Annotated in this window: 25 protein-coding genes; 8 read left to right on the top strand and 17 right to left on the bottom strand. The window is 45.8% G+C overall.

What is annotated here, in order from left to right; translation table 11 throughout:
* Positions 1-121 precede the first annotated feature (121 nt).
* The 6 genes from purD to prmA form a co-directional block, all read right to left on the bottom strand.
* Complete coding sequence (gene purD / locus MHM99_RS01145; RefSeq protein WP_168533058.1) at positions 122-1414, bottom strand: phosphoribosylamine--glycine ligase; 1293 nt, start codon at positions 1412-1414, stop codon at positions 122-124.
* 27 nt (positions 1415-1441) lie between these two features.
* The gene (locus MHM99_RS01140; protein WP_049585484.1) at positions 1442-2257 is read right to left on the bottom strand and encodes a class I SAM-dependent methyltransferase; all 816 of its coding nucleotides are present in this window, start codon (positions 2255-2257) and stop codon (positions 1442-1444) included.
* Between the two features lie 311 nt (positions 2258-2568).
* The gene (purH, locus tag MHM99_RS01135; RefSeq protein WP_049585742.1) at positions 2569-4167 is read right to left on the bottom strand and encodes a bifunctional phosphoribosylaminoimidazolecarboxamide formyltransferase/IMP cyclohydrolase; all 1599 of its coding nucleotides are present in this window, start codon (positions 4165-4167) and stop codon (positions 2569-2571) included.
* Positions 4168-4249: 82 nt separating this feature from the next.
* Positions 4250-4543 (bottom strand): DNA-binding transcriptional regulator Fis, encoded by a 294-nt coding sequence (gene fis / locus MHM99_RS01130; protein ID WP_012520109.1) that lies wholly within the window; start codon positions 4541-4543, stop codon positions 4250-4252.
* Positions 4544-4573: 30 nt separating this feature from the next.
* A complete protein-coding gene (gene dusB / locus MHM99_RS01125; protein WP_014951289.1) occupies positions 4574-5572 on the bottom strand; it encodes a tRNA dihydrouridine synthase DusB in 999 nt (332 codons plus the stop codon).
* Between the two features lie 370 nt (positions 5573-5942).
* Positions 5943-6821 carry a 50S ribosomal protein L11 methyltransferase gene (gene prmA, locus MHM99_RS01120; RefSeq protein WP_049585486.1) on the bottom strand — a complete coding sequence of 293 codons (879 nt, stop codon included), beginning with the start codon at positions 6819-6821 and terminating at the stop codon, positions 5943-5945.
* Between the two features lie 291 nt (positions 6822-7112).
* On the opposite strand from prmA, the gene MHM99_RS01115 reads away from it, so the two are divergent.
* A complete protein-coding gene (locus tag MHM99_RS01115) occupies positions 7113-7874 on the top strand; it encodes a transporter substrate-binding domain-containing protein (protein WP_239217795.1) in 762 nt (253 codons plus the stop codon).
* Between the two features lie 129 nt (positions 7875-8003).
* On the top strand, positions 8004-9623 hold the full coding sequence (locus MHM99_RS01110) for an amidase (protein WP_239217793.1): 1620 nt from the start codon (positions 8004-8006) through the stop codon (positions 9621-9623).
* Between the two features lie 98 nt (positions 9624-9721).
* Here the strand turns inward: MHM99_RS01110 and MHM99_RS01105 are convergent, their stop codons facing one another.
* From MHM99_RS01105 to MHM99_RS01095, 3 genes are all read right to left on the bottom strand, one after another.
* Positions 9722-10015 (bottom strand): high-potential iron-sulfur protein, encoded by a 294-nt coding sequence (locus MHM99_RS01105; RefSeq protein WP_014951285.1) that lies wholly within the window; start codon positions 10013-10015, stop codon positions 9722-9724.
* 222 nt (positions 10016-10237) lie between these two features.
* A complete protein-coding gene (locus MHM99_RS01100) occupies positions 10238-10867 on the bottom strand; it encodes a flavin reductase (protein ID WP_239217791.1) in 630 nt (209 codons plus the stop codon).
* Complete coding sequence (locus MHM99_RS01095; protein ID WP_014980678.1) at positions 10860-11051, bottom strand: CPXCG motif-containing cysteine-rich protein; 192 nt, start codon at positions 11049-11051, stop codon at positions 10860-10862. The genes MHM99_RS01100 and MHM99_RS01095 overlap by 8 nt, the downstream gene beginning before the upstream one ends.
* A gap of 186 nt (positions 11052-11237) precedes the next feature.
* Here MHM99_RS01095 and MHM99_RS01090 point away from each other — a divergent pair, with 186 nt between their 5' ends.
* The 3 genes from MHM99_RS01090 (at position 11238) to MHM99_RS01080 (ending at position 14146) form a co-directional block, all read left to right on the top strand.
* Positions 11238-11525, top strand: coding sequence for a hypothetical protein (locus MHM99_RS01090; RefSeq protein WP_239217789.1), 288 nt, complete (start codon positions 11238-11240; stop codon positions 11523-11525).
* 117 nt (positions 11526-11642) lie between these two features.
* Complete coding sequence (locus MHM99_RS01085) at positions 11643-13790, top strand: exonuclease domain-containing protein (RefSeq protein ID WP_239217787.1); 2148 nt, start codon at positions 11643-11645, stop codon at positions 13788-13790.
* A 92-nt stretch (positions 13791-13882) separates the two neighbouring features.
* Positions 13883-14146 carry a TIGR03643 family protein gene (locus MHM99_RS01080; RefSeq protein WP_015000000.1) on the top strand — a complete coding sequence of 88 codons (264 nt, stop codon included), beginning with the start codon at positions 13883-13885 and terminating at the stop codon, positions 14144-14146.
* A gap of 56 nt (positions 14147-14202) precedes the next feature.
* Here MHM99_RS01080 and MHM99_RS01075 read toward each other — a convergent pair whose 3' ends face one another.
* The 8 genes from MHM99_RS01075 to cutA all read right to left on the bottom strand — a co-directional run bounded on the left by MHM99_RS01075 (position 14203) and on the right by cutA (position 22007).
* Complete coding sequence (locus MHM99_RS01075) at positions 14203-14643, bottom strand: hypothetical protein (RefSeq protein ID WP_076011918.1); 441 nt, start codon at positions 14641-14643, stop codon at positions 14203-14205.
* Positions 14644-14895: 252 nt separating this feature from the next.
* The gene (locus tag MHM99_RS01070; protein ID WP_187446222.1) at positions 14896-15840 is read right to left on the bottom strand and encodes a hypothetical protein; all 945 of its coding nucleotides are present in this window, start codon (positions 15838-15840) and stop codon (positions 14896-14898) included.
* 404 nt (positions 15841-16244) lie between these two features.
* Complete coding sequence (gene accC, locus MHM99_RS01065) at positions 16245-17588, bottom strand: acetyl-CoA carboxylase biotin carboxylase subunit (protein WP_039228980.1); 1344 nt, start codon at positions 17586-17588, stop codon at positions 16245-16247.
* A 14-nt stretch (positions 17589-17602) separates the two neighbouring features.
* A complete protein-coding gene (gene accB, locus MHM99_RS01060) occupies positions 17603-18058 on the bottom strand; it encodes an acetyl-CoA carboxylase biotin carboxyl carrier protein (protein WP_187447609.1) in 456 nt (151 codons plus the stop codon).
* Between the two features lie 14 nt (positions 18059-18072).
* The gene (aroQ, locus tag MHM99_RS01055) at positions 18073-18513 is read right to left on the bottom strand and encodes a type II 3-dehydroquinate dehydratase (protein ID WP_061096173.1); all 441 of its coding nucleotides are present in this window, start codon (positions 18511-18513) and stop codon (positions 18073-18075) included.
* Positions 18514-18816: 303 nt separating this feature from the next.
* A complete protein-coding gene (locus MHM99_RS01050) occupies positions 18817-19626 on the bottom strand; it encodes a M23 family metallopeptidase (RefSeq protein ID WP_187447610.1) in 810 nt (269 codons plus the stop codon).
* Positions 19627-19732: 106 nt separating this feature from the next.
* Positions 19733-21625 carry a protein-disulfide reductase DsbD gene (locus MHM99_RS01045; RefSeq protein ID WP_239217785.1) on the bottom strand — a complete coding sequence of 631 codons (1893 nt, stop codon included), beginning with the start codon at positions 21623-21625 and terminating at the stop codon, positions 19733-19735.
* A 67-nt stretch (positions 21626-21692) separates the two neighbouring features.
* On the bottom strand, positions 21693-22007 hold the full coding sequence (cutA, locus tag MHM99_RS01040; RefSeq protein WP_061486802.1) for a divalent-cation tolerance protein CutA: 315 nt from the start codon (positions 22005-22007) through the stop codon (positions 21693-21695).
* A gap of 213 nt (positions 22008-22220) precedes the next feature.
* Here cutA and MHM99_RS01035 point away from each other — a divergent pair, with 213 nt between their 5' ends.
* From MHM99_RS01035 to groL, 3 genes are all read left to right on the top strand, one after another.
* On the top strand, positions 22221-22745 hold the full coding sequence (locus MHM99_RS01035) for an FxsA family protein (RefSeq protein ID WP_239217783.1): 525 nt from the start codon (positions 22221-22223) through the stop codon (positions 22743-22745).
* 321 nt (positions 22746-23066) lie between these two features.
* Positions 23067-23357, top strand: coding sequence for a co-chaperone GroES (locus MHM99_RS01030; RefSeq protein WP_012520088.1), 291 nt, complete (start codon positions 23067-23069; stop codon positions 23355-23357).
* A gap of 40 nt (positions 23358-23397) precedes the next feature.
* Entirely contained in the window at positions 23398-25035 is a 1638-nt protein-coding gene (gene groL, locus MHM99_RS01025) for a chaperonin GroEL (RefSeq protein WP_014980670.1), read from the top strand.
* Positions 25036-25066: the final 31 nt, after the last annotated feature.

The following is a 25066-nucleotide window of genomic DNA, read 5'->3' as shown; positions in this document are numbered from 1 at the left end:
GTAAGTGGTAAGTGGTAAGTGTAGAAGTGGGGGGTGAAGAATTCACACCCTGGCTTTATGTAATTATGTAAGAACGCAGCATTAAGCTGCGTTCATTTAGCACTTTCTATGAGGCTTTCGGCTACTTGGCCTCAGCTTCACGCGCAATCGCACGGTGCGCAATATCAGTGCGGTAGTACACATCTTTAAACTGAATGGCTTTAAGTAGCTCGTAGGCTTTTTGCTGCGCTTCGGTAACGTTGTTACCCAAAGCTGTAGCGCAAAGTACGCGGCCACCTGCGGTTACCACTTCGCCATCTTGAAGGGCGGTGCCTGCATGGAAAACCTTTCCGTCTAACTTAGCGGCTTCTTCGAAACCAGTAATCACGTCGCCTTTATCATAGCTGCCTGGATAGCCGCCAGCGGCAAGCACAACACCTACCGACGCGCGCTCATCAAACTCAATCGTTTTGCCAGCAAGTTCGCCTTTGCACGCTGCTTGGCAAAGTGGAACCAAGTCAGACTTTAAGCGCAGCATGATTGGCTGAGTTTCCGGATCGCCAAAGCGGCAGTTGTACTCAATTACCTTTGGAGTGCCATCGGCCATAATCATAAGGCCAGCATATAGAAAGCCCACATAGTCGTTACCTTCAGCAGCCATACCGTTAACTGTTGGCATAATCACTTCTTGCATAATACGGTCGTGAATGTCTGGCGTTACAACCGGAGCCGGAGAATATGCACCCATTCCGCCTGTGTTCGGCCCTTTGTCACCGTCAGCAGCACGCTTGTGGTCTTGGCTGGTGGCAAAAGGTAGTACGTTCTTACCGTCCACCATAACAATAAACGACGCTTCTTCACCGTCTAAGAACTCTTCAATAACTACGCGGCTGCCGGCTTCGCCAAACGCGTTACCTGCCAGCATGTCGCGGATAGCGTCTTCCGCTTCTTCAAGGGTCATCGCAACAATAACACCTTTACCCGCAGCAAGACCGTCAGCCTTTACTACAATCGGCGCGCCTTTCTCACGCACATAGGCAATAGCTGGGTCAATTTCTGTGAAGTTTTGATACTCGGCCGTTGGAATGTTGTGGCGAGCCAAAAAGTCTTTGGTAAAAGCTTTAGAGCCCTCAAGCTGCGCGGCAGCTTGAGTGGGGCCAAAAATCATTAAACCAGCGTTTGTGAACGCATCAACAACACCTGCAACTAGCGGCGCTTCTGGGCCTACAATAGTAAGCTCAACATCGTTACCCTGAGCAAAAGAAACCAAGCCAGCAATATCATTTACATCGATAGCTACGTTCTCAAGCTTAGGTTCTGTAGCTGTGCCGGCATTGCCAGGTGCTACAAATACTGTTGAAACATCAGAAGACTGCGCTGCTTTAAACGCTAGCGCGTGTTCGCGGCCACCGCCGCCAATTACAAGTACGTTCATTAACTGTTCCGTTTTGAGTGTTTAATTTTATGATTTTGGTTTGGTGAATTTTAGCGTCATGCGATTGCTCTCGCCAATCGCCATGTATTTTTCGCGATCTTGATCATCTAGCGCCAAACGTGGAGGTAGCGTCCACACACCTTTCGGGTGGTCGGCAGTATCCATTGGGTTAGCGTTGACATCGCTGCTTGCTTCAAGCACAAAGCCTGCTTTTTCGGCGGCAGCCACAACGTAAGAACGCTTCATGTAGCCACTTTTCTTCATTGCTTCATCATCTGCGCTTTCAGGAAGCTCATGTTCCACTACGCCCAGTACGCCACCTGGCTTAAGCGCTTTGAAAAATGCGCCAAATGCATTGTCGATACCCTCGTCACCGTGACGCATATACCAGTTGTGTACGTTGCGAAACGTCAGCACCATATCGGCACTACCTGCGTCGCTAATATCTAACGCTTTGATTGGGTCGAATGCAGTAAGCTCAGCACCTTCGTACTTCATGCCCGGCTTCATTTTTTCTTTGAAGCCTTCTACCGACTTTTTGTAATAGCCGCTGGTTTCATCGTCAACATAGAAGTGAGCAGCTACATACTTACCGTTATCTTTTACAACAGAATAAAGGATGTCGGCGTACCAACCACCACCGGGAGAGATTTCTACCACAGTCATGTCTGGGGTAAGGCCAAAAAAGCGCAGTGTTTGCTGAGGATTACGGTACTCATCGCGTACTTTTGCACTAGCAGAGCGGATATCGCTCATTGCGGCATCAGAAATCGCATCTGCGCTGGCATAAGTAGCACTTACACCTAGGGTTGCGGCTAACACATATTGGGCTAACTTTTTCATTCTTATTTCCTTTTTCTGTCGAGGGTAGGCGAATAACATAACACTATTACTACAAATTACCACGGGTCAGATCAAGCCTATCAGCTAACCCCTATTTGCACTTACGCCTTAGCAGAATAATTCGCAACTCTGTCGCTTCGATGAGATTTCATTACAACCAAGCAAATGACCTCGAGTCTGCGTATTTAAAAGGGTTAAGGAAAAATAACAAACACACAGTAAAGCCACTAAATGCCACTTTACTGCGTGTTTAACTTAGGTGTTGGTGTCCCTCACTAAGCCTGCACTAAAAGGTATTGCGTAAATACTTATTAGTGACGGAAGTGGCGCATACCTGTGAACACCATAGCAATGCCGTGCTCGTCAGCGGCATCAATGACTTCTTGGTCGCGCATAGAGCCGCCTGGCTGAATGACTGCTTTAATACCTGCTTCAGCCGCAGCGTCGATACCGTCGCGGAATGGGAAGAATGCATCAGACGCCATTACAGAGCCTGCAACTTCAAGGTTCTCATCAGCTGCTTTAATACCCGCAATTTTTGCAGAGTAAACACGGCTCATTTGGCCTGCGCCCACGCCTACCGTCATACCGTCTTTGCAGTAAACAATCGCGTTAGACTTCACGTACTTTGCTACCTTCCAGCAGAACATAAGGTCGCGTAGTTCATCTTCGCTTGGCTTACGCTTAGTCACAACTTCTAGGTCTTCCATTTCAACCATGCCGAAGTCGCGCTCTTGTACTAATAAACCGCCGTTTACGCGCTTAAAGTCATAACCTTCAGTTAGCTGACCAGCCCAATCGCCACACGCTAGAAGACGTACGTTTTTCTTCGCACTTACTACTTCTTTCGCTTCATCGCTTACTGTCGGCGCAATAATTACTTCCACAAATTGACGGTCAACAATCGCTTGCGCTGTTTTCGCATCAAGCTCGCGGTTAAATGCGATAATGCCGCCAAATGCAGACGTAGGGTCAGTTTTAAACGCGCGGTCATAGGCACTTAAAATATCTTCGCCAATCGCTACACCACATGGGTTAGCGTGCTTAACGATTACACATGCTGGCTCTTCGAATTCTTTCACGCACTCTAGCGCCGCATCGGTATCAGCGATATTGTTAAACGAAAGTTCTTTACCTTGAAGCTGGGTAGCAGTGGCAACAGACGCTTCTTGAATGTTGTTTTCAACATAGAAAGCCGCTTCCTGGTGGCTGTTTTCACCGTAGCGAAGGTCTTGCTTCTTGGTCAGCTGCATGTTGTAGGTACGTGGGAATTCACTATGCTGATGATCACAGTCTGCTTCACAACCTGTGCTATCTAAACGGGCACCAAAGTAGTTTGCAATCATGCCGTCGTATTCAGCTGTGTGTTCAAACGCCTTAATCGCAAGGTCAAAACGGGTGTTGTACGTTAATGAGCTGTTGTTGTCGTTCATTTCAGCAAGTACGCGAGAGTAGTCAGACGCATTAACCACAATAGTCACATCTTTATGGTTTTTTGCAGCAGCGCGCACCATCGTTGGGCCACCGATATCAATATTTTCAATTGCATCTTCTAGCGTACAGTCTTCGTTTGCCACGGTAGCAGCAAACGGGTAAAGGTTAACCACCACAAGGTCGATAGGCGCAATGCTGTGTTCTTCCATCACTGCTTCATCGGTACCGCGACGACCAAGGATACCGCCATGAATTTTCGGGTGAAGGGTTTTAACGCGGCCAGCCATAATTTCTGGGTGACCTGTGTGATCCGACACTTCTTTAACAGGTAAGCCAGCGTCAGCGAGAAGTTTAGCAGTACCGCCCGTCGACAGAAGTTCTACGCCAGCGTTATGCAGCGCTGTCGCGAAATCGAGGATACCGGTTTTATCAGAGACACTAAGGAGAGCACGTTTAATTGGTTTTGGTGTTTGCATAAATTTTAAGTTTCTAATGTTGTAGTGTTGAAACAAAAAGAGCACCGATTGGTGCTCTTTGGTGGGCAAAGCCCTTGGAATCTTAGTTCATGCCGTATTGCTTAAGCTTCTTGCGAAGTGTGCCACGGTTGATGCCCATCATGATGGCAGCGCGGGTTTGATTGCCGCGTGTGTAAGTCATGACTTCTTCTAGCAGCGGCGCTTCAACTTCAGCCAGTACCATTTCGTACAGGTTATCGATGTTTGCGTTATCCAATTGCTTAAGGTACTTATTAACCGCTTGCTTTACAGAGTCACGCAGTGGCTTTTGAGCTTGCGTTTGTGAAGGCGTAGTTACTGTAGTAGTAAAAGGTGAAGTCACGTTTTGATCGAACATAATACTGTGTTGCTCTTAAGTTAGTCATCACTATGCTGCGGGAGAAATCTGTCGGGTTTCTCGTGTCTGCAGCGCTTGAAAATATGCATTTAGTGCATCGAGTTGCTCATTCGCATCATCGATAGCGTTAAACGTTTTACGAAACTGACGATCCGTATCGTGCTCCGCGAGATACCAGCCCACGTGCTTACGGGCAATTCTCACACCGGCTATGTCGCCATAAAAGTCCTGCACATTGGCTACGTGCTCATGCAAGAGTTCATATAACTCTGACAGCGGCGGTGCTGGTAGGTTCTCGCCCGTTTCAAGATAATGTTGGATTTGCTTAAATATCCAAGGTTTACCTTGCGCGCCGCGACCTATCATTACGCCATCTGCACCGGTGTAATTCAGCACCTCTTGTGCTTTCTCTGGAGAAGTAATATCACCATTTGCAATAACAGGAATTGAAATTGCCGCCTTTATTTGACGTATGGTGCTGTATTCAGCTTCTCCTTTATACATACAAGCTCGTGTTCTGCCGTGAACAGCAAGCGACTGTATGCCGTTTTGCTCTGCAATGCGGGCAATCTCTACCCCATTGCGATTTTCTGGGTTCCAGCCGGTACGAATTTTTAGTGTCACGGGTACATCAACAGCATTAACTACTGCTTTAATAATCGCTTCCACTGTGTCTGGGTATTGAAGCAATGCAGAACCTGCTAGCTTCTTATTAACCTTTTTAGCAGGACAACCCATGTTGATATCGATGATTTGCGCACCGTTCTCAACATTAAATTGTGCTGCTTGAGCCATAAGCTCAGGATCAGCCCCAGCTATCTGTACAGAGCGAATGCCTTCTTCACCCTCATGATTCATACGCGCTTGTGATTTAGCTGTGTTCCAAACTTTCGGGTTACTCGAAAGCATTTCTGAAACAACAAGCCCTGCACCTAAGCGCTTACAAAGTTGGCGAAACGGTCTGTCTGTTACGCCAGCCATGGGGGCCAACATCAAATTGTTTTCTAACTCGTAAGGTCCAATTCGCATTGTAAAATGTATAGCTCGCCATCTAAAACTGCACAGAAAATATACACCCGGCTAAAACGGGGCGCTAAGTGTACGTGTTTTCGCAAGGCTTGAAAAGGCTAAAAATCGCACAAAATTTCACTCCGTGGTCTTGACAGTGAAAAAAATCTGTCACATTAGTAAGCTAACGTCGATTTTTAGTTTAAATATTGTACGAAAGTCTTACAGCCCCCGATTTGAAAGGGCTGTAATGTGAAAAAAATTAACAATTAATTAGGCGGTAACGTGCTTTTTCGTACAAATTTTCGTCGCAATTTTGAGGTGGTTGACCGAAAACACACTATTCTGACTGGGCGTAATATTCACCGACTGGTCGGTTTATCGCTCAAACTTATTGTTTTTTGCCCGACACTCTCGCCCATTCACCATCAATGGCACTGGGTTCAAGAGTAATATCGTTAGCGTACGCTTCTTCTATGCGCGTAACTTGCTCCGCCAAAATGCCAGAAAGGACTAACAAACCGCCTGATTTGCAGTAGTTTGTAATAACGCTTTGAAGTTCTAGTAATGGACCTGACAAGATGTTCGCCATCACCACATCGGCTTCAAGCTCAGGCTGGTCTTCAGGAAGGTATACATCCAAACGGTCTTCGACGCCGTTGCGTCGTGCATTTTCTTTTGTTGCTTGTAGCGCTTGTGGGTCGATATCAATGCCGATGACGCGTTTAGCACCCAACTTCAGCGCAGCCAGCGCTAATATTCCAGAGCCACAGCCAAAATCGACAACGGTTTTATCTGTCATATCTATGCCGTCAAGCCAGCGCAAGCAAAGCGCTGTGGTAGGGTGCGTGCCAGTACCAAAGGCAAGCCCAGGATCTAGCATTACGTTAACGGCGTTTGGATCGGGAACATCGCGCCAGCTTGGGCATATCCACAAGCGCTCGCCAAATTGCATGGGATGGAAGTTATCCATCCACTCTCGCTCCCAGTCTTTGTCTTCAAGTGGCTCAAGCTTATATTTAAAATCAGGGCCTAAGATTTTGGCTTTACCCAAGCGCTGAAGGATGCCTTTCATATCGGCATCAGCTTCAAATAAGCCGACGACTTGTGTATCGGGCCACAGTAACACTTCACCCGGCTTGGGCTCGTACATAGGGGTGTCTTTCGCATCCACATAGGTCACTGCTTGTGAGCCGTTGGCCGTTAGCATGTCGCCTATTGATTCTGCATGTTCAGAGGAGGTATTAATTCGAAGTTGTAGCCAAGCCATATTTATCAATCGTTGAGACCTTTACTCATTATTGTACCTTTGCTTGGCAGTAAACAAAATGCAGGCAAGCGAAAAGCTTTCAGTAAATGAGAACGCGATGCTTACAGAGGCATGATCAAATCTAACCACTTTGGTTCTCAACAGGCTCTCAAGTACCCAATAAAACTTGGCTGCTCAATTGATTACGTAAGCCTCGAGAAAAACTAACCTTTTGTCGACTGGTGAAATTCTAATATAAGTTTATATTATGAGAAGGGTATCGTTTAATTTATAGTTTGGTTCATCTGTTGTATGCGCGCACCTTTATCTGCTGTTTGTTTACTGTGTTTTATCATACCGCTTAGCGCGAAAGAGCTAGATGTGGTTGTGGGCTGGAACAAGCCTCCATACGTTATTTCACAAGAACACACCGGCTTTGAAGTTGACTTGGTGCGGGCGATCCTTGCTGAAATGGGATATGGATTGTCGCCTATTTATGTTCCTTTCGGGCGTACGGCAAGGTTATTAAAAGATGACGCCGTTGACATTGGACTTACCCTTAATCCTGCACACATAGTCGATCAAAGCATTTTATCTGAGCCATATATTATCTATCAGAACGTCGTGGTAACACGCGCAGACAGAGAACTGACGATAGACAGTATCGACGATTTGAAAGGTAAAAGCGTCATTGCTTTTCAAACCGCTCAATCGGTATTAGGTGAGGACTTTGGGCGAACTCTCGCATCGCAAACTACCTATATAGAAATGGCACGACAAGATCGTCAAGTGGACATGCTGATGCGCGGCAGCGTCGATGTTGCCATTCTCGATAGAAATATTTTCAACTACTTCAAATCTGCAAACAGTGCTTATGCCGAAGACGCAACCGTCTTTCATGAGCTTTTTCCTATATCGCCTTACAGTGCTGCAATCCCCGACCCAGCGCTAAGAGCCAAGTTTAACGCCACCCTTCGGCTATTTATTGAAGATGGGCGGTATCAGTTACTGCTTGATGAATATAAGCTTGATAACCTCCTTCATAAGCTTCCCGTTGCGGAAACGGCAAAATAATTCTTAGACAGTGAACTATTTCTGATTCAACGTATAAGAAACTAACATTACGTTACCTTCTATTGCCGTCAAACGCTGCATAATAAGAAGGAGTAACAGGCGCTAGGATCATACGTTAAGGAAAGGTTTATGTTGAAACAGGGTTTTTTGCTGGCCGTAGTCGTGCTTTGCACTGCATGCGTGTCTCAAGCAAATCATACAGATAAGATTGAGCAATGGTTAGATAAGCCTGCTCACGTTCAGGCGCAAGCTATTGCGAGTGGCGACACGACATCTGCTGAGCTCGTTAACGGTTATCTTGCGCGAATCGAACGGCTAGATGAAAAGGTAAATAGCGTTTTAGCGTTGAACCCTAACGCGCTGACCGAAGCGAAGGCCATCGATAAACGACTAGCGAACGGCGAGACGCTTGGCCCTCTGGCAGGTATTCCCGTGCTGCTAAAAGATAATATAGAAAGTAAAGAGATGCCCACCACAGCTGGCTCAATGGCGCTTATTACTAATGACACTGGTCGCGATGCGCCTATCGTAGAAAAACTGAAAGCGGCAGGGGCAATTATTTTGGGTAAAACCAATTTGTCTGAATGGGCAAACTTTCGCTCTGAATCCTCTATCAGCGGCTGGAGTGCAGTTGGCGGGCTTACCCGAAACCCCCATATGCTATCAAGAAGTGCTTGTGGCTCGTCATCGGGCTCGGGCGCTGCCATGTCACTTCGCCTCGCGTCACTTGCCGTGGGCACCGAAACCAATGGCTCTATTATTTGTCCGGCATCCATAAACGGGGTAGTCGGCTTTAAACCAACCGTGGGCTTGCTTTCCAGAACTCACATAGTGCCTATTTCTTTCAGTCAGGACACCGCAGGACCAATGACGTCTAACGTTCAAGACGCCTGGCTGATGACGGCAATAATGGCGGGCCCTGATGCGGGCGATAACGCGACACTAGACGCTGAGTCTCACCGTCCAGCTATGCCCGCATCGTCCATGCTTGCTACCGATTTAAAAGGCAAGCGTATTGGTGTGGTTAGGTACCGCCAAGGCGATAACCCTCATGTGCTGGCTGTTTATGAAAGCGCGTTAAAGCAGCTTAAAGCGGCGGGCGCGACGCTGGTGGACATCAGTGACTTCTCTCAGCCAGATTCATTTTGGGCCGACTCTTATAATGTTCTGCTGAGCGAGTTCCATCATAGTATTAACGAATATTTATCGGGGTCGCCGGCAGAGCTTCCTGCAAGGAACTTGTCTGAGCTTATCGATTTCAATAACAAAACAGAGCGCGAGTTAGCGCTATTCAATCAAGACATTTTCGAAAAATCGCTCGCGTCGGCAGCCATTGAAAGCGAAAAGTATCAAAATGCACTGCGCCTTATCCAAGACACAGCGGGCAAAAATGGTATTGATACGTTGTTAGCAAAGCACAATGTTGATGTACTAGTTGCGCCCTCAAACAGCCCTTCTTTTTTAATAGATGGCGTATATGGTGACCATTCGCCTGTCGGTTTTATCGGTATCGGGTATTTGGCCGCAATTGCAGGATATCCGCATCTCACAGTGCCCGCTGGACAGGTGAAAGATCTTCCTGTGGGAATTAGCTTCATTGGCGGTAAATGGCAAGACGAAAGCGTGTTGAAAATAGGTAGAGTTTTTGAAGCAAAACACGGCTTCTTCATTAAGCCTGGCCTTCTGCCTACACGTTTTGACAACCCAGCGCTAAAAGGTATCGAAGACGGAATTGACGTAGTTCGCTAGCGGGAAATGAGGATACATAATCGTATTTCGCCTCAACAGAAACGAAAAAAGCCCTTGGTTTAACTCAAGGGCTTTTGAACGTCTTTTCTTTCGATTGGTTAGCCAGGCTTTTTCACCCAAGCGCTACACCAGCCATCAGCGTTAACAAGCTTATTAGGGAAAATGTTACAAGGGCGGTGTTGTTCGCCATCGGCGCCCTGCACGTACATGCAGTTTGCGCATTTTGCACCTTCAACAGTTGACGACGGTGTGTAGTTCAGTGCTTTTGCAGTAGGGTCATCAGCGCTCAATTGTTCTTGAGCCTGAGCACGTAACGCTACACCACCTAATGTAAGACCGATAACTGTCGAGCCAGAAAGCTTTAAAAAGTCACGGCGATTTACAGATTTCATAACATTCTCCTTAAGAGATAGAAACGATAATGATTCTTTTTTATTCAGTGCCTTAAACGCAAAAACCTGCCCAAAGAGGCAGGTTTTGTTTCATGCTTAAATACTATCTCTTTTTGAAAAAAGATCGAACGAAATCTCGCTTTTTCGCTTGATCCAGATTAAATAAACTTCAGAGTTACAACCTTAAGTATTGAATGTAAGACCGCTGGACAGTTTATTAGTTCATTTCACGGTTAACTTTACATCGGGCTTTGCATACGCAAATTGTGCAATTCGTTGTGTGCTGTGGTAGCTGTCTAGGCCTGAGATACAGGCCGTTTGCGCTTGTTCTATATCAGCATAGCCGTCGGAATCTATTATTTGCTCAGGAACGTAGAGCTCTTGGATTTCGCCGATAACCATTTCGGTTTCATTAAGCAAAGTAAAATGCTGTGCTACTTTTAAGCCCATTTTAATTTTACTTTCTTTGACATACGGCGCACTGAAGGACTCACTGATCTGCGCGGTTAACCCAACGGCTTCAAATTCACTTTCTTCTGGCGCATAGCGGGCTGATGTTTGGTGGGCTTTGTCGACCCAGTCAACAGCCACGTGATTTAGCGTATAAAAGCCCTGCTGTTTTATATTGCTTAACGTATCTCGCGTGACGGTATGTGGACGCATGATCATGCCAATGAGAGGCGGGTTTGCACCGACATGAACAATTGAGCTCACTATAGCCAAATTATTTGTAACGCCGTTTGTTGTACCCACCAAAGTCGCCGATTTAAAACCAGACAAACTATTAATTAGGTTTGCGCGGTAGCGCTGTGCAAGGGCGTCTATATCACCGCGGGTAAACTGCTTAGTCATTCTCTCTTTCTGCCTCTATCTGAATGTCATCACCGTGCTGATAAGCAGTAAGCTCAATGGGCTGACAACACACTTGGCAGTCGAGCACCTGTACTTGGCCAACATCGTTAATTTCATCTATTTCAACATCATTTGGGGCCATACAGTAAGGACAGGAAAAGCCCATGGAACGAGTTAAACTCATATTTAAATGCCTTTGTAATCACTAATGCTATTTGTTACGTAATGCAAAGACGAGTGGATTTTCTTTTAGACACGCCCCTTGTATCTGATTTTAAGAGAAAAGGACAAGACTGCCATTTGACGCTTATGAGTAATCAGAAAACTGGGTGCACAAATAATAGATGTGATAGACGAAAAAGGTGACCTTGTGGCAAATAAAGTCGGTCAATGCCCGTGCTGTAATAGAGAAACTCGCCTTACTTACCATCATCTTATACCGCGAAAAATGCACAGGCGTACCTATTTTAAAAAGCACTTTAGCAAATCGGAGCTTCAGGACGGCATTTACATTTGCAGACAATGTCACAGCGGTATACATCGATTTTATGATGAGATGACGTTGGCCAAACACTACTTCAATTTGCAGCGTTTATTGGCAGATGCGCAGCTTTCTTCGTTCTTTCATTGGGTGTCTAAACAGCGCGTACGCGTGTAAAAGTACACGCTATGCACTATTAGCAGCAGATGTGATAACCAATCGCGGAGGATTTAATTTGATTCGCGTGGCTGTATAAATATACACTGCTGGTGTTTTCATAGCCAAAGATACCTCATGCGAAAAGATTTACCGCCACGTTATTACCTTACACACTTTCACGAGTTCCTTGGGTTCTTTGAGGGTGCTAGCAGGGCGCTTCTAAGTGACGAAGCCACTGACTTTGTTAGGCGTTTTAAAGCGTTAGACGATGACAAACAGTGTATTGTTGTGCGCGCTGCAAATCGCAAGTACGCAGTGATTGACAGGACGCAGTTCAATTATAGCGAAATCGCTGTGCCACAAGAGCAAATAGATTGGCTTACCAACAACGGCTGGTTTGGTGACCTTACCCACGCTTCGCTTAATGACATCGCAGGTGTCTTGACCAAGAATGCTCTGCTTGAGCTACTTGCTGAATACGGCAGTATTAAGGGGCTCGCATCTCTCACCAAGCCGAAACTCGTCACGTTACTTAATGAGCATATTGGTGCTAAGGGCTGGCCCGAGAGCTTTTCGCTAGACAATTATTTAGTGTGCTTATTTGACGGTGCACTTCGCTACTTACTTTTTATTTATTTTGGTAACACCAAAAGCCGTCTAAATCAGTTTTCTATGCGTGATTTGGGCGTAATGAGAACCCGCTCTGATTCTGTAACCGATACGGCGCGTTTTGACACTAAAAGCGATGCCCAAGCTTCATGGTTTTACGCTAACCATTACAGTCAATTAGCCTTTTATAACGATGATATGTTGCTTGCCATAGCCGAAGGTGAACTCCCAGCGACTGAGGGGGTGTCGGCCAGCTTTTATCGCGACCAGTTACTGTATGCGTTAGGCCTTAAAGTGTTGGCTTTTAATAGACCGAAAGGACTAGAGGTGTTGAAGCTAGCTCAAAGCGATAAGGCAAAAGAGAAGTGGCTAAGAGAGAGCTACAAAGACGGAGATGAAGATGGCGTTAAGCAAGCACTTGAAGAAATAATTGATAATCCGCCATCGGATACACTATTAGCTTTTGCGGAAGATTTTTACGCCCGCAAATACCATAAAAAGCGCACCAGTACGGTTACTGATATGCTTCGTAATGCTAGCCGTACACTGGATATTGACGTAAGCCAAAACCAACAGGTTGAGCGTGGGGTATTGGCGCACTATGCTCGGCACGGCATTGAAGGCTGGCGCACGGAAAATCGACTATGGCGTAGTTTGTTCGGCCTTACTTTCTGGAAGCAGCTTTATGAAGAAGATACGCTGGTTACAGAGTTTGATCGCAGGCCGTTGTCGCTTAAGCAAAATAACTTTTACGCAAAGTTTGAGCACAGTATTGAGGCATTGTTACAGGCGCTTGATAGCAAAGAAAAACTGCGTTTTCATATTCACAAAATGGCCACGATGCACTATGGCAAAGTGAATAGCCTGTTTATGTGGTCTAGTCATTTGCTTACGCCTATAGAAGCGCTAATTGAGCATGGTTCGCTAGATTCGATTTATGCTTTACTTCGCATGATGTGCAAAGACTTTGAGAGCCTCCGAGATGGCTTCCCCGATATCATGGTATTTGACGGCGCACTTCGCTTTGAAGAAATCAAAGCGCCTGGCGATCAGCTTCGCCGAAATCAGCTGGTTTCAATTCAACGTTTGCAGCAAGCTGGATTTGACGTTGCGGTAACAACAGTGAAATGGATACGCGACCCAGCACAGCCTTATGTTGTGGTAGATATAGAGACCACTGGAGGAAACAGCAGCTACAACCGGATTACCGAAATAGGTATGGTAAAACTTGTTGGTGGGAAAGAGGTAGACAGGTTTCAAACCCTGTTAAATCCGCAGCGCCGCATTCCTAGCAACATTACCCGCCTTACTGGAATTTCGGATGACATGGTGGCAGATGCTCCGCTTTTTGCTGAAGTAGCGGAGCACGTGGCAAATTTCACCGAAGACGCTGTGTTCGTTGCTCACAACGTAAACTTTGACTACGGGTTCATTAAGCAAGAGTTTGCAAGACTAGAGCAGAGTTTCAGGCGACCCAAAATGTGTACCGTTCGCGAAATGCGTCGCACCTATCCTGGGCTGCCTTCTTACTCGCTGGCAAACTTAACAAAGCATTTTCACATAGAAATGGAGCAGCATCACCGTGCGCTGAGCGATGCCAAAGCCGCTGCCGAGTTGTTAAAGCTAGCGTTTGAAAAAGACGATGAGCTGGTGGGTATTTCGTCAAATACGTAATTGTCCTCGTGTTATTTTAGACTGGTGTACTGAACAAAATGCGCGTTAGCTTAGTATCTAAAGGGTTAAAAATGCATATTGAGAAGTAAGAGATGGCATTAACTGAAGAACAAGAATCACGAATAATTGAAATGGCGTGGGAAGACCGCACGCCGTTTGAAGCCATTGAGCGTTTATACGGGCTGCCAGAAAAAGACGTAATAAAGCTTATGCGCAAAAACCTCAAACAGAAAACTTTCAAAAACTGGCGAGAGCGTGTATCGGGCAGAAAAACAAAGCACGCTAGCTTGCGACCTGAAGGTGTAGACAGAGGGTATTGTCCTTCACAGTATAAATACAAAAGTGCCAATAAGTAGTGTACCCAATCAGCGCGTGGGGTCTGTAGAGCCCCTTTAGCGAAGGCTGCACTACATTACTTCTTAGGATGCGTCATTGTTGTTATCGGTAAGAGGAATGCGGTTAGCTGCTGACGTAACGGCGTAGGGAATATGATGGTATTACTAGATTGGGTAATGCTTTTTGCGTGATGGACTTGGCGCAGTAAATTCTGATAGGTTTCATCACTTTGCTGAACGGCTTCCACTTTTTTCATCATTAATTCAATGAATTCTGCTGGTGAAAGGTCATTATGCTGCCTTATTTCAAAGGCCAGCGCCTTGATCACGTACGCTTCCCATTCTTTCCTGTAACTGTCTTTCAGGCGTTCAGGGTAGAGCGTTAAGTCAGATATATCCTGAGCTAAGTCTACTATATCTAGGGGATCATCAAAGAGGACACGAAACGCTAGAAGCGCTTCATCTGAGAGTCGAGAAATGGGAAGTTTTTCTTTGAACTGAGCGTAGCGGCTTGGCACAAAAACACCTTTTCTTAACGGGTAAAACCTTGAAATAAAATGAAGATAATTCCTATCAACACCGCCAAATTGTAATAAAACCTAAATATCGTTGAAAGTTGTTAAGATTAAAAATACGTAATCTGCGATAACTGAACTCTGTTTGTCGATAAACCGTAACTCACTATGCACTGTTAAAGTGTGTACGCGTTCTTGCTGTTTGGCCCATCGTTTGATGGGCCTTTTTTATGTGGTGTAGGCGCTTTGTTTCATTCAACTATCGAAGGAGAGTTTTACTCCTGCCAGTAATCGACTGACACTATCTACCACATCAGCTCTTATAAACCACTCAACATCATGCTTCTCCGATAGCACGCCACTAAATTCCAGAGAGCCGCCGTGACCAGTTCCTAGGAAGTCTTCAATTAATTCAGCGCGCTCACCAAAACTACTGTCTATATAGGAATAGTAAGCAAAATATTCGATAGGATATGATGTGTTAAAAGCGCTTGCAGCGAATTCGCCGCTGGTGCCCACTACTATTTTCGCAGCACTTTCGTCGGTGCGCTGAACCAGTTCAACAAAAGCAGTGTCTTCTTCATTTATTCGGAATCGATATTCAGCGCGGGCGAATGTGCCGTTTAGCATTCGCTCAAAACTGGCTTCATAGCTATGTCGTCCCCCCATCTTTGCCGAATATTCAATCTCAAAGTATTCATCTTCTTCACCAACGTTAAACGCCTCGGAAGCTTCGGCATTCGCCAGTTGCCCCACCACTATTTCAAGAGCAGTGTTGTTTTGCAGCTTTCTCACGTGGCGAATGCCAGTAATCCATCCATCTTTGGACAAGCCTGTTGAAGAAACTCGCCCTTTATAAGTGGGAATAATGCCTAGTTCAGTTTTGCCCGCATTTGTTTCATGCCTGAGGTACAGTCGTCTTGCATAAAGATAATCGGTTGTGTCGCTACCAAACGTATTGTGGCTAGATGAAAAGTCATCGCCAGTAACAATAAAACTGTTTACCGACCATGTAGAAGTGAGGGCGAGCGATGGATAGTAACGCAATCGATATTGTTCACGGCTAGGGCGATTGGAGCGATTATCGTAACGCACTTGGATATCGAGTTTCTGTGAGAACGAAGGCGTGATGTCTTCAGCACAAGCCTCGGAGAGCGAGCCGCATAAGAATACACAAATAAAAATAGAGATTACCCTCACGCAATTTCCCTTCTCATTTCCAGTTAATCAGTTTATACATCAATCATAACTTTTTCGGACAGATAAATTTCGCTATGTAGATAAAAAGCGAAAAAAAAGCCGGCAGGGATGCCGGCAATAAGTGGAGTGGGACTCCAATGAGGGTAAAACACACAAAAGCATTAAAACTCAGGGAGATGTCTTAAAACTTGTATGCAGTATAGAACCAAGTTTTAAATAGGAAAATCGTTAAAAATTGATTGTAGTAATCGGAAAATTAGAATGTGCTGAATAGCGAATAGCGAATAGCGAATAGCGAATAGCGAATAGCGAATAGCGAATAGCGAATAGCGAATAGCGAATAGCGAATAGCGAATAAAGAAAATTGGGCTACACAAAAAACAGCGTGTAGCCCAAAGGGGGGATTAGGCTAAACCTAGCTTCTTCTCTAGGTAGTGGATGTTGGTTCCACCCGCGAAGAAGTTTTCATCGGCCATAATGGCACGCTGAAGAGGGATGTTCGTTTTAATTCCTTCAACCACAATCTCTTCAAGGGCATGGCGCATACGAGCAATCGCTTCGTCGCGGCTTTCACCATAAGTGATAAGCTTACCAATCATTGAGTCGTAGTAAGGAGGCACGTGGTAGCCCGCGTAAATATGCGACTCCCAACGAATACCTAAACCACCTGGCGCATGGAACATATCAATAGGACCAGGGCTAGGAATAAAGGTTTGTGGATCTTCTGCGTTAATTCGACATTCAATAGCGTGGCCACGAATTTGAATTTGCGACTGATCAATTGACAGTGGCTGACCGGCTGCAATGCGAAGCTGCTCTTTAATAAGGTCAACGCCTGTGATCATTTCAGATACAGGGTGCTCTACCTGAATACGGGTATTCATTTCAATGAAATAGAATTCACCGTTTTCATATAGGAACTCGAAAGTACCTGCTCCGCGGTAGCCAATTTCAATACAGGCTTTGCGGCAGCGATCGCCAATCTTGGTGCGCATTTGCTCAGAAATACCCGGTGCAGGCGCTTCTTCAACCACTTTTTGGTGGCGACGTTGCATTGAACAGTCACGCTCACCTAAGTGAATGGCGTTACCTTGGCCATCGGCTAATACCTGAATTTCAACGTGACGTGGGTTCTCAAGGAATTTTTCCATGTAAACCGTTGAGTTACCAAATGCAGCGCCAGCTTCTGCTTGCGTTGTTTCAATGGCTTTAATCAACTCAGCTTCGCTGCGCACCACGCGCATACCACGACCACCGCCGCCGCCCGCAGCTTTAACGATGATTGGGTAACCAATGCGCTTAGCAATGGCTTTGTTGCGCTCTACGTCGTCAGTTAGCGGGCCGTCGGAACCGGGTACACACGGTACGCCTGCTTTTTTCATGGCGTTGATAGCAGAAACTTTGTCACCCATAAGGTTGATAGTTTCAGCTTTAGGGCCAATGAAAATAAAGCCGCTTTTTTCTACCGCTTCAGCAAAGTCTGCGTTTTCCGCTAGGAAACCGTAACCTGGGTGAATTGCAATAGAGTTAGTGACTTCTGCAGCAGCAATAATGCGAGGAATGTTCAGGTAGCTTTCGGTTGCCGATGCTTTACCAATACAAATCGATTCGTCAGCCAGCAACACGTGCTTCAAGTTTTTATCCGCAGTAGAGTGCACTGCTACGGTTTTGATGCCTAGTTCTTTACAGGCTCTCAAAATACGCAGGGCAATCTCACCACGGTTAGCAATAAGTACTTTATCTAGCATAGTTAAGCACTCGCTTATTCAATGATGAACATTGGCTGGTCGAACTCTACAGGATCTTGGTTTTCAACCAAGATTGCCTTAACCACGCCTGCTTTATCTGCTTCAATTTGGTTCATCATCTTCATCGCTTCAACGATACAAAGCGTGTCGCCAACTTTTACTTGCTGACCAACTTCTGCAAACGGTTTTGCCGTTGGTGAAGATGCACGGTAGAACGTACCTACCATTGGAGACTTAACAACGTGACCCTCTGGCTGTGCTGGCTCAGCTGGCGCTTCAGACGCAGTGGTAGCTGCCGCTGCTGGAGCTGGTGCCATTTGCGGTGCTGCAAAGCTGTAGTTCATTGGCGCTTGAACACCCGTTGGACCACGGTGGATGCGTACAGACTCTTCGCCTTCAGTGATCTCTAGCTCGGCAATGCCAGATTCTTCCACTAGTTCGATGAGTTTTTTAATCTTTCTAATATCCATGTTCTGTCTCTGCTTTATTTTTGCGATTTCGGTAAATTGATTGCTGCAGTAAGCGCGAGCGAGTAGCCCATGGCACCAAGGCCAACAATGACGCCAGCTGCAACATCAGAAAAATAGGAATGGTGACGAAACGGTTCACGGGCATGAACGTTCGACAAATGCACCTCAATAAACGGGATATTGACACTTAATAATGCATCGCGAAGAGCGACGCTGGTGTGCGTGAAGGCAGCAGGATTAATAATAATGGCATCAACAGTACCCATAGCAGCGTGCACGCGATCGATCAGTTCAAACTCCGCGTTTGACTGAAAATGCGTTAAGGTCACGTTGCTTGACGCAGCCTGCGCCTGCAAATCATCTACGATGTCTTGCAAGGTTTGTGTGCCGTATTTGTCGGGTTCTCTTTGGCCTAACATATTCAGGTTAGGGCCGTTCAATAACAAAATATTCATCTAGTTTGCTGCTATCTTCGGGAAAAAGTCACGGTTATTGTCATTTCAACAAACTTTTGTGACAGTTGCACGAAAAAAAGCCAATTAATTTGCTCGTTTATTGTGTTAAATGCTGATTATAGTGATAGATAAAGATTTCGCAGCAAAATACTGGTCTAATCAGGTGTTTTCGGCGCAAAGTTTATTGGGAAGTTTGCTTGTTGGCTGCCTGTGAAACCGCAGCATGCTGCACTCTCAGAAGGCGTTAGTGGGGGATGAGATGGCAGTTTTAACGAAAAGTATCAGTATGTATTGCTATAAATGCTAAGGCGAGGCCTTGGTTAGGGCGCTGTCGAGGGAAAACGGCACACTCACGTACTTACCATGGAATTTGGCTACATAAATGCCAAAGTGAAGGTGGGGTAAGGAAGAAAACCCCGTATTGCCGGTATAACCGATAAGCTGCCCGCGCTTTACAGTTTGCCCTCTTGTTACTACAACACCTTTATATTTCAGGTGGTAGTATTCGCCGGTGGTTCCGTCGCTATGAAGAATAACAACGTAGTTAGCGTATTTTGCAAACTTCGGCGTTGGCCCGCCTTTCGTGCCGTCATCTTTCGTGTCGATCACTACGCCTTCCCGGGCGGCTAAAATAGGTGTACCTACAGGCGCGGCAAAATCGAGAGCATACCTTGACGCCCCAGAATGACTAAAATTGCCGTTAAAGCCTTGAACAATACGGTATTTGCTAGCTGGTTGTAGCGGTGGCAGGTACGTATAGGCGTTGTCGTGTATCGCGTCTACGCGCCCCACCGTCCATTTAACGCGCATAGATGCCCAGAATGCGTCGGCATTTTTTACTACGCCAAGGGGCACTTGGTCATTGGTATCTAAAAATGCGTTAACGTGGGCTTTCGATTTAAGCTCCCCATTGCCTGTGGGAATGTCTTGCATAACATTGGAATACAGAGTTAGCGCTACGGGCAATTCTACTTTTCTCTGTACTGAGACTAAATAAAGAGAAGAAGACGAAGGCGTAAGCTCAAAACAAAAGCGTTTGTTATCAAAGCACCCCGTGGTTTTCGCCGTTATTGATAGGGAAAAAGTGAGCGAAATAAAAAAGAAGGCCAGCATTGAAGCCACCCTTCTTTTCTGAAACCCGTTTCTACCCAAGATAAAGAGAGCGGCGCTTCGCACCGCTCGCCATATGAGAAGAGGAAAGGCCTTGAATCGAAGCACCTTAGTCCAAGCGACCACTTTGACCGTCATTAGTGTCAGATCCATTGTTAAGCCACTCGTTTACGTGACCGGCAAAGGCGTCTGCTTTCATAAACCCGGTGACACGGGCCTTGGTTAGCTCGTCGCCGTTTTCGTCAAAGAACAAAATGGTAGGCAGGCCTAGCACAGTAAAGGTGTCAAAAATCTCCTGACGTTCTGGTGTGTTATCGGTAAGATCCATTTGCATCCATACTGTATTGCTAAGCGCAGATATCACTTGCTCGTCTGGGAAGGTGTACTTTTCAAATTCCTTACAGGCAACGCACCAGTCGGCATACAAATCGACCATTACCGTTTTACCTTCAGCGTTAGCGGCGGCTATTTTATTGCGTAGATCTGCTAAGTCACGGGCAACAACAAATTCTGGGTGACCCACGTTAACACCATCAGCATGCTCGCCCCAAAGGTCTGTGTTTAGCCCTGCTTGATAAGTAAGGCCTGCACTGCCCATGATGCCTATCGCAACTAAAACAGCACGCACAAGCTTCATGAGCGAGTTTTTGCTGGCGCGATTGAGTACCCAGTAATAACCGAATAAACCAAAGCCAAGCAATGCCCATAAGAAGCCAGTAGCAGGGCTGTTGTATAGACGCTCAATAAACACAATGGCCACGGCAAGCATCATAAATCCGAAGGTCACTTTAACCACATTCATCCAGTTACCTGCTTTAGGTAGGAGTTTTCCGCCTGTCATGCCAAACAGGATAAGTGGAACGCCCATACCAATACTTAACAGGTAAAGAGAGATAAAGCCCAGCGTCATGTCACCAGTTTGGGCAATGAATAGCAATATGCCGGTGAGCGGCGCAGTGGTACAGGGCGAAGCGATAAGGCCAGATAGTACACCCATAACAAACACACCTGCGAAACTGCCGGGCGTTTGGTTGTTACTCATGTGAGTGAGCTTTTCTTGATACTTTGCTGGCAGCTGAATTTCAAAACCACCAAACAGAGCAACGGCGAGCGCCACAAACAGCACAATGAATACGCCCAGCACAACTGGATGTTGCAAAGCAGCCTGAAATTGCGCCCCTGCCACCGCGACCACCAAGCCAAGCAACGAGTAAGTAATCGCCATACCTTGTACGTACACAAAGGTTAGCCAGAATGAATGCGATGCGGTTTTAGGCTTGCCCTGACCAATCACAATGCCCGACACAATGGGGTACATAGGAAACACGCAAGGCGTAAAGGCGAGGCCTACGCCTAGGGCAAAAAATAGAGCTAAAGTGAGAGCAAGGTTATCTTTATCGATTAGCCTTTGCGCTAAATCGAACTGCTCGCTTTGTGAAAACGACGAGGTGGACGCGCTATTTGATTCTGTTGTCGCATCAGCGTTTGCTGCCGTATTGCTTCCGACTTCATTTAAATACACTACTTTTACTGTGGGCGGGTAGCAAAGGCCGGCATCAGCGCATCCTTGATAGCGAATTTTAACTACGCCGTCACTGAGTGCTGACTCAATGGGTAGGGTAATAGATACGCCGTTGTAAAATACTTCAGACTCACCAAAAAACTCATCTTCAATCATTACCCCGCTTGGGTAAACAGGCTCGCCAATTTCGGCTTGTTTAGCCACAAACTTAAACTGTTTAAGGTATAAGTAATAGCCGTCAGCAATGTCGAAATTTAAAGTAAGCACGTTATCTTTTTGACTAAAGTCAAAAGCAAACGCTTGGTCAACATCGAGAAATTGGGGCTCATTTGTAAATGGATCGTCAAAAGCACTTGGCACTTGTGCAAACGCAAACGTAACTAACAGCGACATTAAACAAAGCACTGACACTACGGACGCAATAAAGCGACGAAACAGCGAAGCCAACGATAGGCAAGGCGAAGGCAAAAGGGTAGTCATAAGGTTGTCATTCATTTTAATCTATTTTTACGTCTTAGTTATTCTTGTTAAGAAAATACGGGTTCAGTTAGCGCTGCAGTGTGTTTTGTAGCCAATGCCCATAAGCGCTGCTGGCTTCAGCGTTAAGTTCTAACCATTCTGGTACGTCATAGGGGTGAAGTTCACTCACCTTATCAAACGCCTGCAAAACGTGTTGTGTATTTGTTTTAATGAGTAACTGACATTCGGTGTCGGTTTCTATTTTTCCCTGCCACTCATACACAGACTCAATACCTTTAATAATGTTAACGCAGGCAGCAAGCTTGTCTTCAACAAGCGTACTGGCAATTAATTGCGCTGTCTTTTCATCTGGCGTGGTACATAATACAAGTTTTATTGTCATAAACTTTTCCTACTTATCTCGCGCCTGTTACTTTGCTAATGGGTCGATGTGTAATAGACCTGAAAGCCCGCACTATTCTTTCACAGCAAAAGTATATCACGGTCGTTATCGGTCGCTTTACGTGGTTATTTAAGCGAAAGGGTGGGCACCTTTTCTTGTTATTACGTACAAAGACCCTATAACAGGTTAGGAATACATGAAAGAGGAAGCATTTTGCGGGTTTTATTTATACTGTTTGCCCTATTACCTATTTTAGAGATTGCGTTGCTGATTAATGTGGGCAGCGTGATAGGTGGTTGGAATACCGTTGGCTTGGTAATTCTCTCTGCCTTTATCGGTGCTTACTTTGTTAAGCGCGAAGGCGTAAGTACGCTGCAGACGGCACAAGAAAAAATGCAGCGAAATGAAGTGCCAGGAAAAGAGTTGGTTGAAGGTTTGATGCTGGTGGTTGCGGGTGTTTTACTTGTGACGCCAGGCTTTATTACCGATATTTTCGGCTTCTTATTGGCAATGCCAGGCTCTCGCCACTTTTTTGCAGCTCAAGTTAGTAAGCACATGAAAATGCGCATCGTCACACCTGGTATGGGAGGGGGCACAGCTGGCTTCGGGCAAGGTCAGTCGCCATTTGGGCAAAGTCCTTTTGGTGATCGCCCTAACTCGCCCAATAGTGATGGTGATGTGTTCGAAGGCGAATACACCGATCACACCACCAACGACCCGGATAAGCGCTTAAAATAACTATCGACCGTTGATCTTTGATGTATAGCAAAGGTCAACAGGCTCTAGCCTCACTACAGATCCCATCAGCTTATGAGCGCCGATTACTACGATAAACGGCGTTTACATATTTAATAAAAATAAGTATTTAGCGAAAAAATCAATTTTTTTACATTTTTTTGCTTAAAAACCCTTGAAGTTATCTGGGTACTACCCCATCTATCCGTGCAGAAACGATTTTAACAGCTCAGTAATGAGCAACCTTAAACACGCGGCATTTAGATTGTCTGAATGTCGATAATTACATTCATTTGAATAGTGGAATTTTCAGGAGACTTGAAAATGGCAATTCGTCCTTTACACGACCGCGTAATCCTTAAGCGCGCAGAGCAAGAAAGCAAATCTGCAGGCGGTATCGTTCTGACTGGTTCTGCAGCAGAAAAATCTACACGCGGCGAAGTAATCGCAGTAGGTAACGGTCGCATTCTTGAGAACGGCGAAGTTAAAGCGCTAGACGTTAAAGTAGGCGACACCGTTATTTTCAACGACGGTTACGGCGTTAAAACAGAAAAGCTGGATGGTGAAGAAGTACTAATCCTAAGCGAAAGCGACATTCTAGCGATTGTTGAGTAATTACAACTAACGTTAAAACGAATTTTAGAGGAATTTAATCATGGCAGCTAAAGAAGTACGTTTTGGTGATGACGCTCGCAGCAAAATGCTAAAAGGCGTAAACACACTAGCTAACGCAGTTAAAGTAACACTAGGTCCAAAAGGCCGTAACGTTGTTCTAGACAAGTCTTTCGGTGCACCTACTATCACTAAAGATGGTGTGTCTGTAGCGAAAGAAATCGAGCTTGAAGACAAGTTCGAGAACATGGGCGCTCAAATGGTAAAAGAAGTAGCGTCTAAAGCGAACGACGAAGCGGGTGACGGTACTACTACTGCTACTGTACTTGCGCAAGCAATTGTTACTGAAGGTCTTAAGAGCGTTGCAGCGGGTATGAACCCAATGGATCTTAAGCGCGGTATCGACAAAGCAGTAGCGGCAGCAGTTGAAGAGCTTAAAGCCCTGTCTACTGACTGTGCAGACAGCAAGTCTATCGCTCAAGTAGGTACTATCTCTGCAAACTCTGATGCAGAAGTTGGCGACATCATTGCTCAGGCAATGGAAAAAGTAGGTAAAGAAGGTGTTATCACTGTAGAAGAAGGTCAGGCACTTCAAAACGAACTAGACGTTGTTGAAGGTATGCAGTTCGACCGCGGTTACCTATCTCCATACTTCATCAACAACCAAGAAAACGGTACTGTTGAACTAGACAACCCGTTCATCCTATTGGTTGACAAGAAGATTTCTAACATCCGCGAACTACTTCCTACCCTTGAAGGTGTAGCGAAAGCGGGTAAGCCGCTAATGATCATCGCTGAAGATGTTGAAGGCGAAGCGCTTGCTACACTAGTAGTTAATAACATGCGCGGTATTGTTAAAGTTGCAGCGGTTAAAGCACCAGGTTTCGGTGACCGTCGTAAAGCAATGCTTCAAGACATCGCTATCCTAACTGGCGGTACAGTAATCTCTGAAGAAATTGGTCTAGACCTTGAAAAAGTTCAGCTTGAAGACCTAGGTACTGCTAAGCGCGTAGTTATCAACAAAGACAACACAACAGTTGTTGACGGTAACGGCGACCAAGAAGCGATTGAAGGCCGTTGTGCTCAAATCAAAGGTCAAATTGAAGACTCTACGTCAGACTACGACAAAGAGAAGCTTCAAGAGCGTCTAGCTAAGCTTTCTGGCGGTGTTGCAGTAATTAAAGTTGGTGCAGCAACTGAAGTTGAAATGAAAGAGAAGAAAGACCGCGTAGAAGATGCACTACACGCAACTCGCGCAGCGGTTGAAGAAGGTGTGGTACCTGGTGGTGGTGTAGCACTAGTTCGCGCAGCAGCTAAACTTGCTGACCTTACTGGCGACAACGACGACCAAACAGTAGGTATTAAGCTTGCACTACGTGCAATGGAAGCGCCTCTACGTCAAATCTCTATCAACTCAGGTGCAGAAGCATCAGTAGTAGTTAACGAAGTGAAGAACGGCGAAGGTAACTACGGATACAACGCAGGTAACGACACTTACGGCGACATGCTAGAGATGGGTATTCTTGATCCAACTAAAGTAACGCGCTCTGCACTACAGTTCGCATCTTCAATTGCTTCACTAATGATCACAACTGAAGCAATGGTAGCTGAACTACCTAAAGAAGACGCACCAGCAATGCCTGATATGGGCGGCATGGGCGGAATGGGCGGCATGATGTAATCATCCCCCAAGCTTAACGCTTAAAAGAAAG

The sequence above is a fragment of the Alteromonas sp. MmMcT2-2 genome, assembly GCF_022348305.1.
GTDB classification, from domain to species: Bacteria; Pseudomonadota; Gammaproteobacteria; order Enterobacterales; family Alteromonadaceae; genus Alteromonas; species Alteromonas macleodii.
This window is presented reverse-complemented; position numbering and strand designations above follow the sequence as displayed.

What these genes read in the sequence shown, in the direction of transcription:
- purD (WP_168533058.1), bottom strand. Translation starts at nt 1,414, where the DNA reads ATGAACGTACTTGTAATTGGCGGCGGTGGCCGCGAACACGCGCTAGCG.
- MHM99_RS01140 (WP_049585484.1), bottom strand. Translation starts at nt 2,257, where the DNA reads ATGAAAAAGTTAGCCCAATATGTGTTAGCCGCAACCCTAGGTGTAAGT.
- purH (WP_049585742.1), bottom strand. Translation starts at nt 4,167, where the DNA reads ATGCAAACACCAAAACCAATTAAACGTGCTCTCCTTAGTGTCTCTGAT.
- fis (WP_012520109.1), bottom strand. Translation starts at nt 4,543, where the DNA reads ATGTTCGATCAAAACGTGACTTCACCTTTTACTACTACAGTAACTACG.
- dusB (WP_014951289.1), bottom strand. Translation starts at nt 5,572, where the DNA reads ATGCGAATTGGACCTTACGAGTTAGAAAACAATTTGATGTTGGCCCCC.
- prmA (WP_049585486.1), bottom strand. Translation starts at nt 6,821, where the DNA reads ATGGCTTGGCTACAACTTCGAATTAATACCTCCTCTGAACATGCAGAA.
- MHM99_RS01115 (WP_239217795.1), top strand. Translation starts at nt 7,113, where the DNA reads ATGCGCGCACCTTTATCTGCTGTTTGTTTACTGTGTTTTATCATACCG.
- MHM99_RS01110 (WP_239217793.1), top strand. Translation starts at nt 8,004, where the DNA reads ATGTTGAAACAGGGTTTTTTGCTGGCCGTAGTCGTGCTTTGCACTGCA.
- MHM99_RS01105 (WP_014951285.1), bottom strand. Translation starts at nt 10,015, where the DNA reads ATGAAATCTGTAAATCGCCGTGACTTTTTAAAGCTTTCTGGCTCGACA.
- MHM99_RS01100 (WP_239217791.1), bottom strand. Translation starts at nt 10,867, where the DNA reads ATGACTAAGCAGTTTACCCGCGGTGATATAGACGCCCTTGCACAGCGC.
- MHM99_RS01095 (WP_014980678.1), bottom strand. Translation starts at nt 11,051, where the DNA reads ATGAGTTTAACTCGTTCCATGGGCTTTTCCTGTCCTTACTGTATGGCC.
- MHM99_RS01085 (WP_239217787.1), top strand. Translation starts at nt 11,643, where the DNA reads ATGCGAAAAGATTTACCGCCACGTTATTACCTTACACACTTTCACGAG.
- MHM99_RS01080 (WP_015000000.1), top strand. Translation starts at nt 13,883, where the DNA reads ATGGCATTAACTGAAGAACAAGAATCACGAATAATTGAAATGGCGTGG.
- accC (WP_039228980.1), bottom strand. Translation starts at nt 17,588, where the DNA reads ATGCTAGATAAAGTACTTATTGCTAACCGTGGTGAGATTGCCCTGCGT.
- accB (WP_187447609.1), bottom strand. Translation starts at nt 18,058, where the DNA reads ATGGATATTAGAAAGATTAAAAAACTCATCGAACTAGTGGAAGAATCT.
- aroQ (WP_061096173.1), bottom strand. Translation starts at nt 18,513, where the DNA reads ATGAATATTTTGTTATTGAACGGCCCTAACCTGAATATGTTAGGCCAA.
- MHM99_RS01050 (WP_187447610.1), bottom strand. Translation starts at nt 19,626, where the DNA reads ATGCTGGCCTTCTTTTTTATTTCGCTCACTTTTTCCCTATCAATAACG.
- MHM99_RS01045 (WP_239217785.1), bottom strand. Translation starts at nt 21,625, where the DNA reads ATGACTACCCTTTTGCCTTCGCCTTGCCTATCGTTGGCTTCGCTGTTT.
- cutA (WP_061486802.1), bottom strand. Translation starts at nt 22,007, where the DNA reads ATGACAATAAAACTTGTATTATGTACCACGCCAGATGAAAAGACAGCG.
- MHM99_RS01030 (WP_012520088.1), top strand. Translation starts at nt 23,067, where the DNA reads ATGGCAATTCGTCCTTTACACGACCGCGTAATCCTTAAGCGCGCAGAG.
- groL (WP_014980670.1), top strand. Translation starts at nt 23,398, where the DNA reads ATGGCAGCTAAAGAAGTACGTTTTGGTGATGACGCTCGCAGCAAAATG.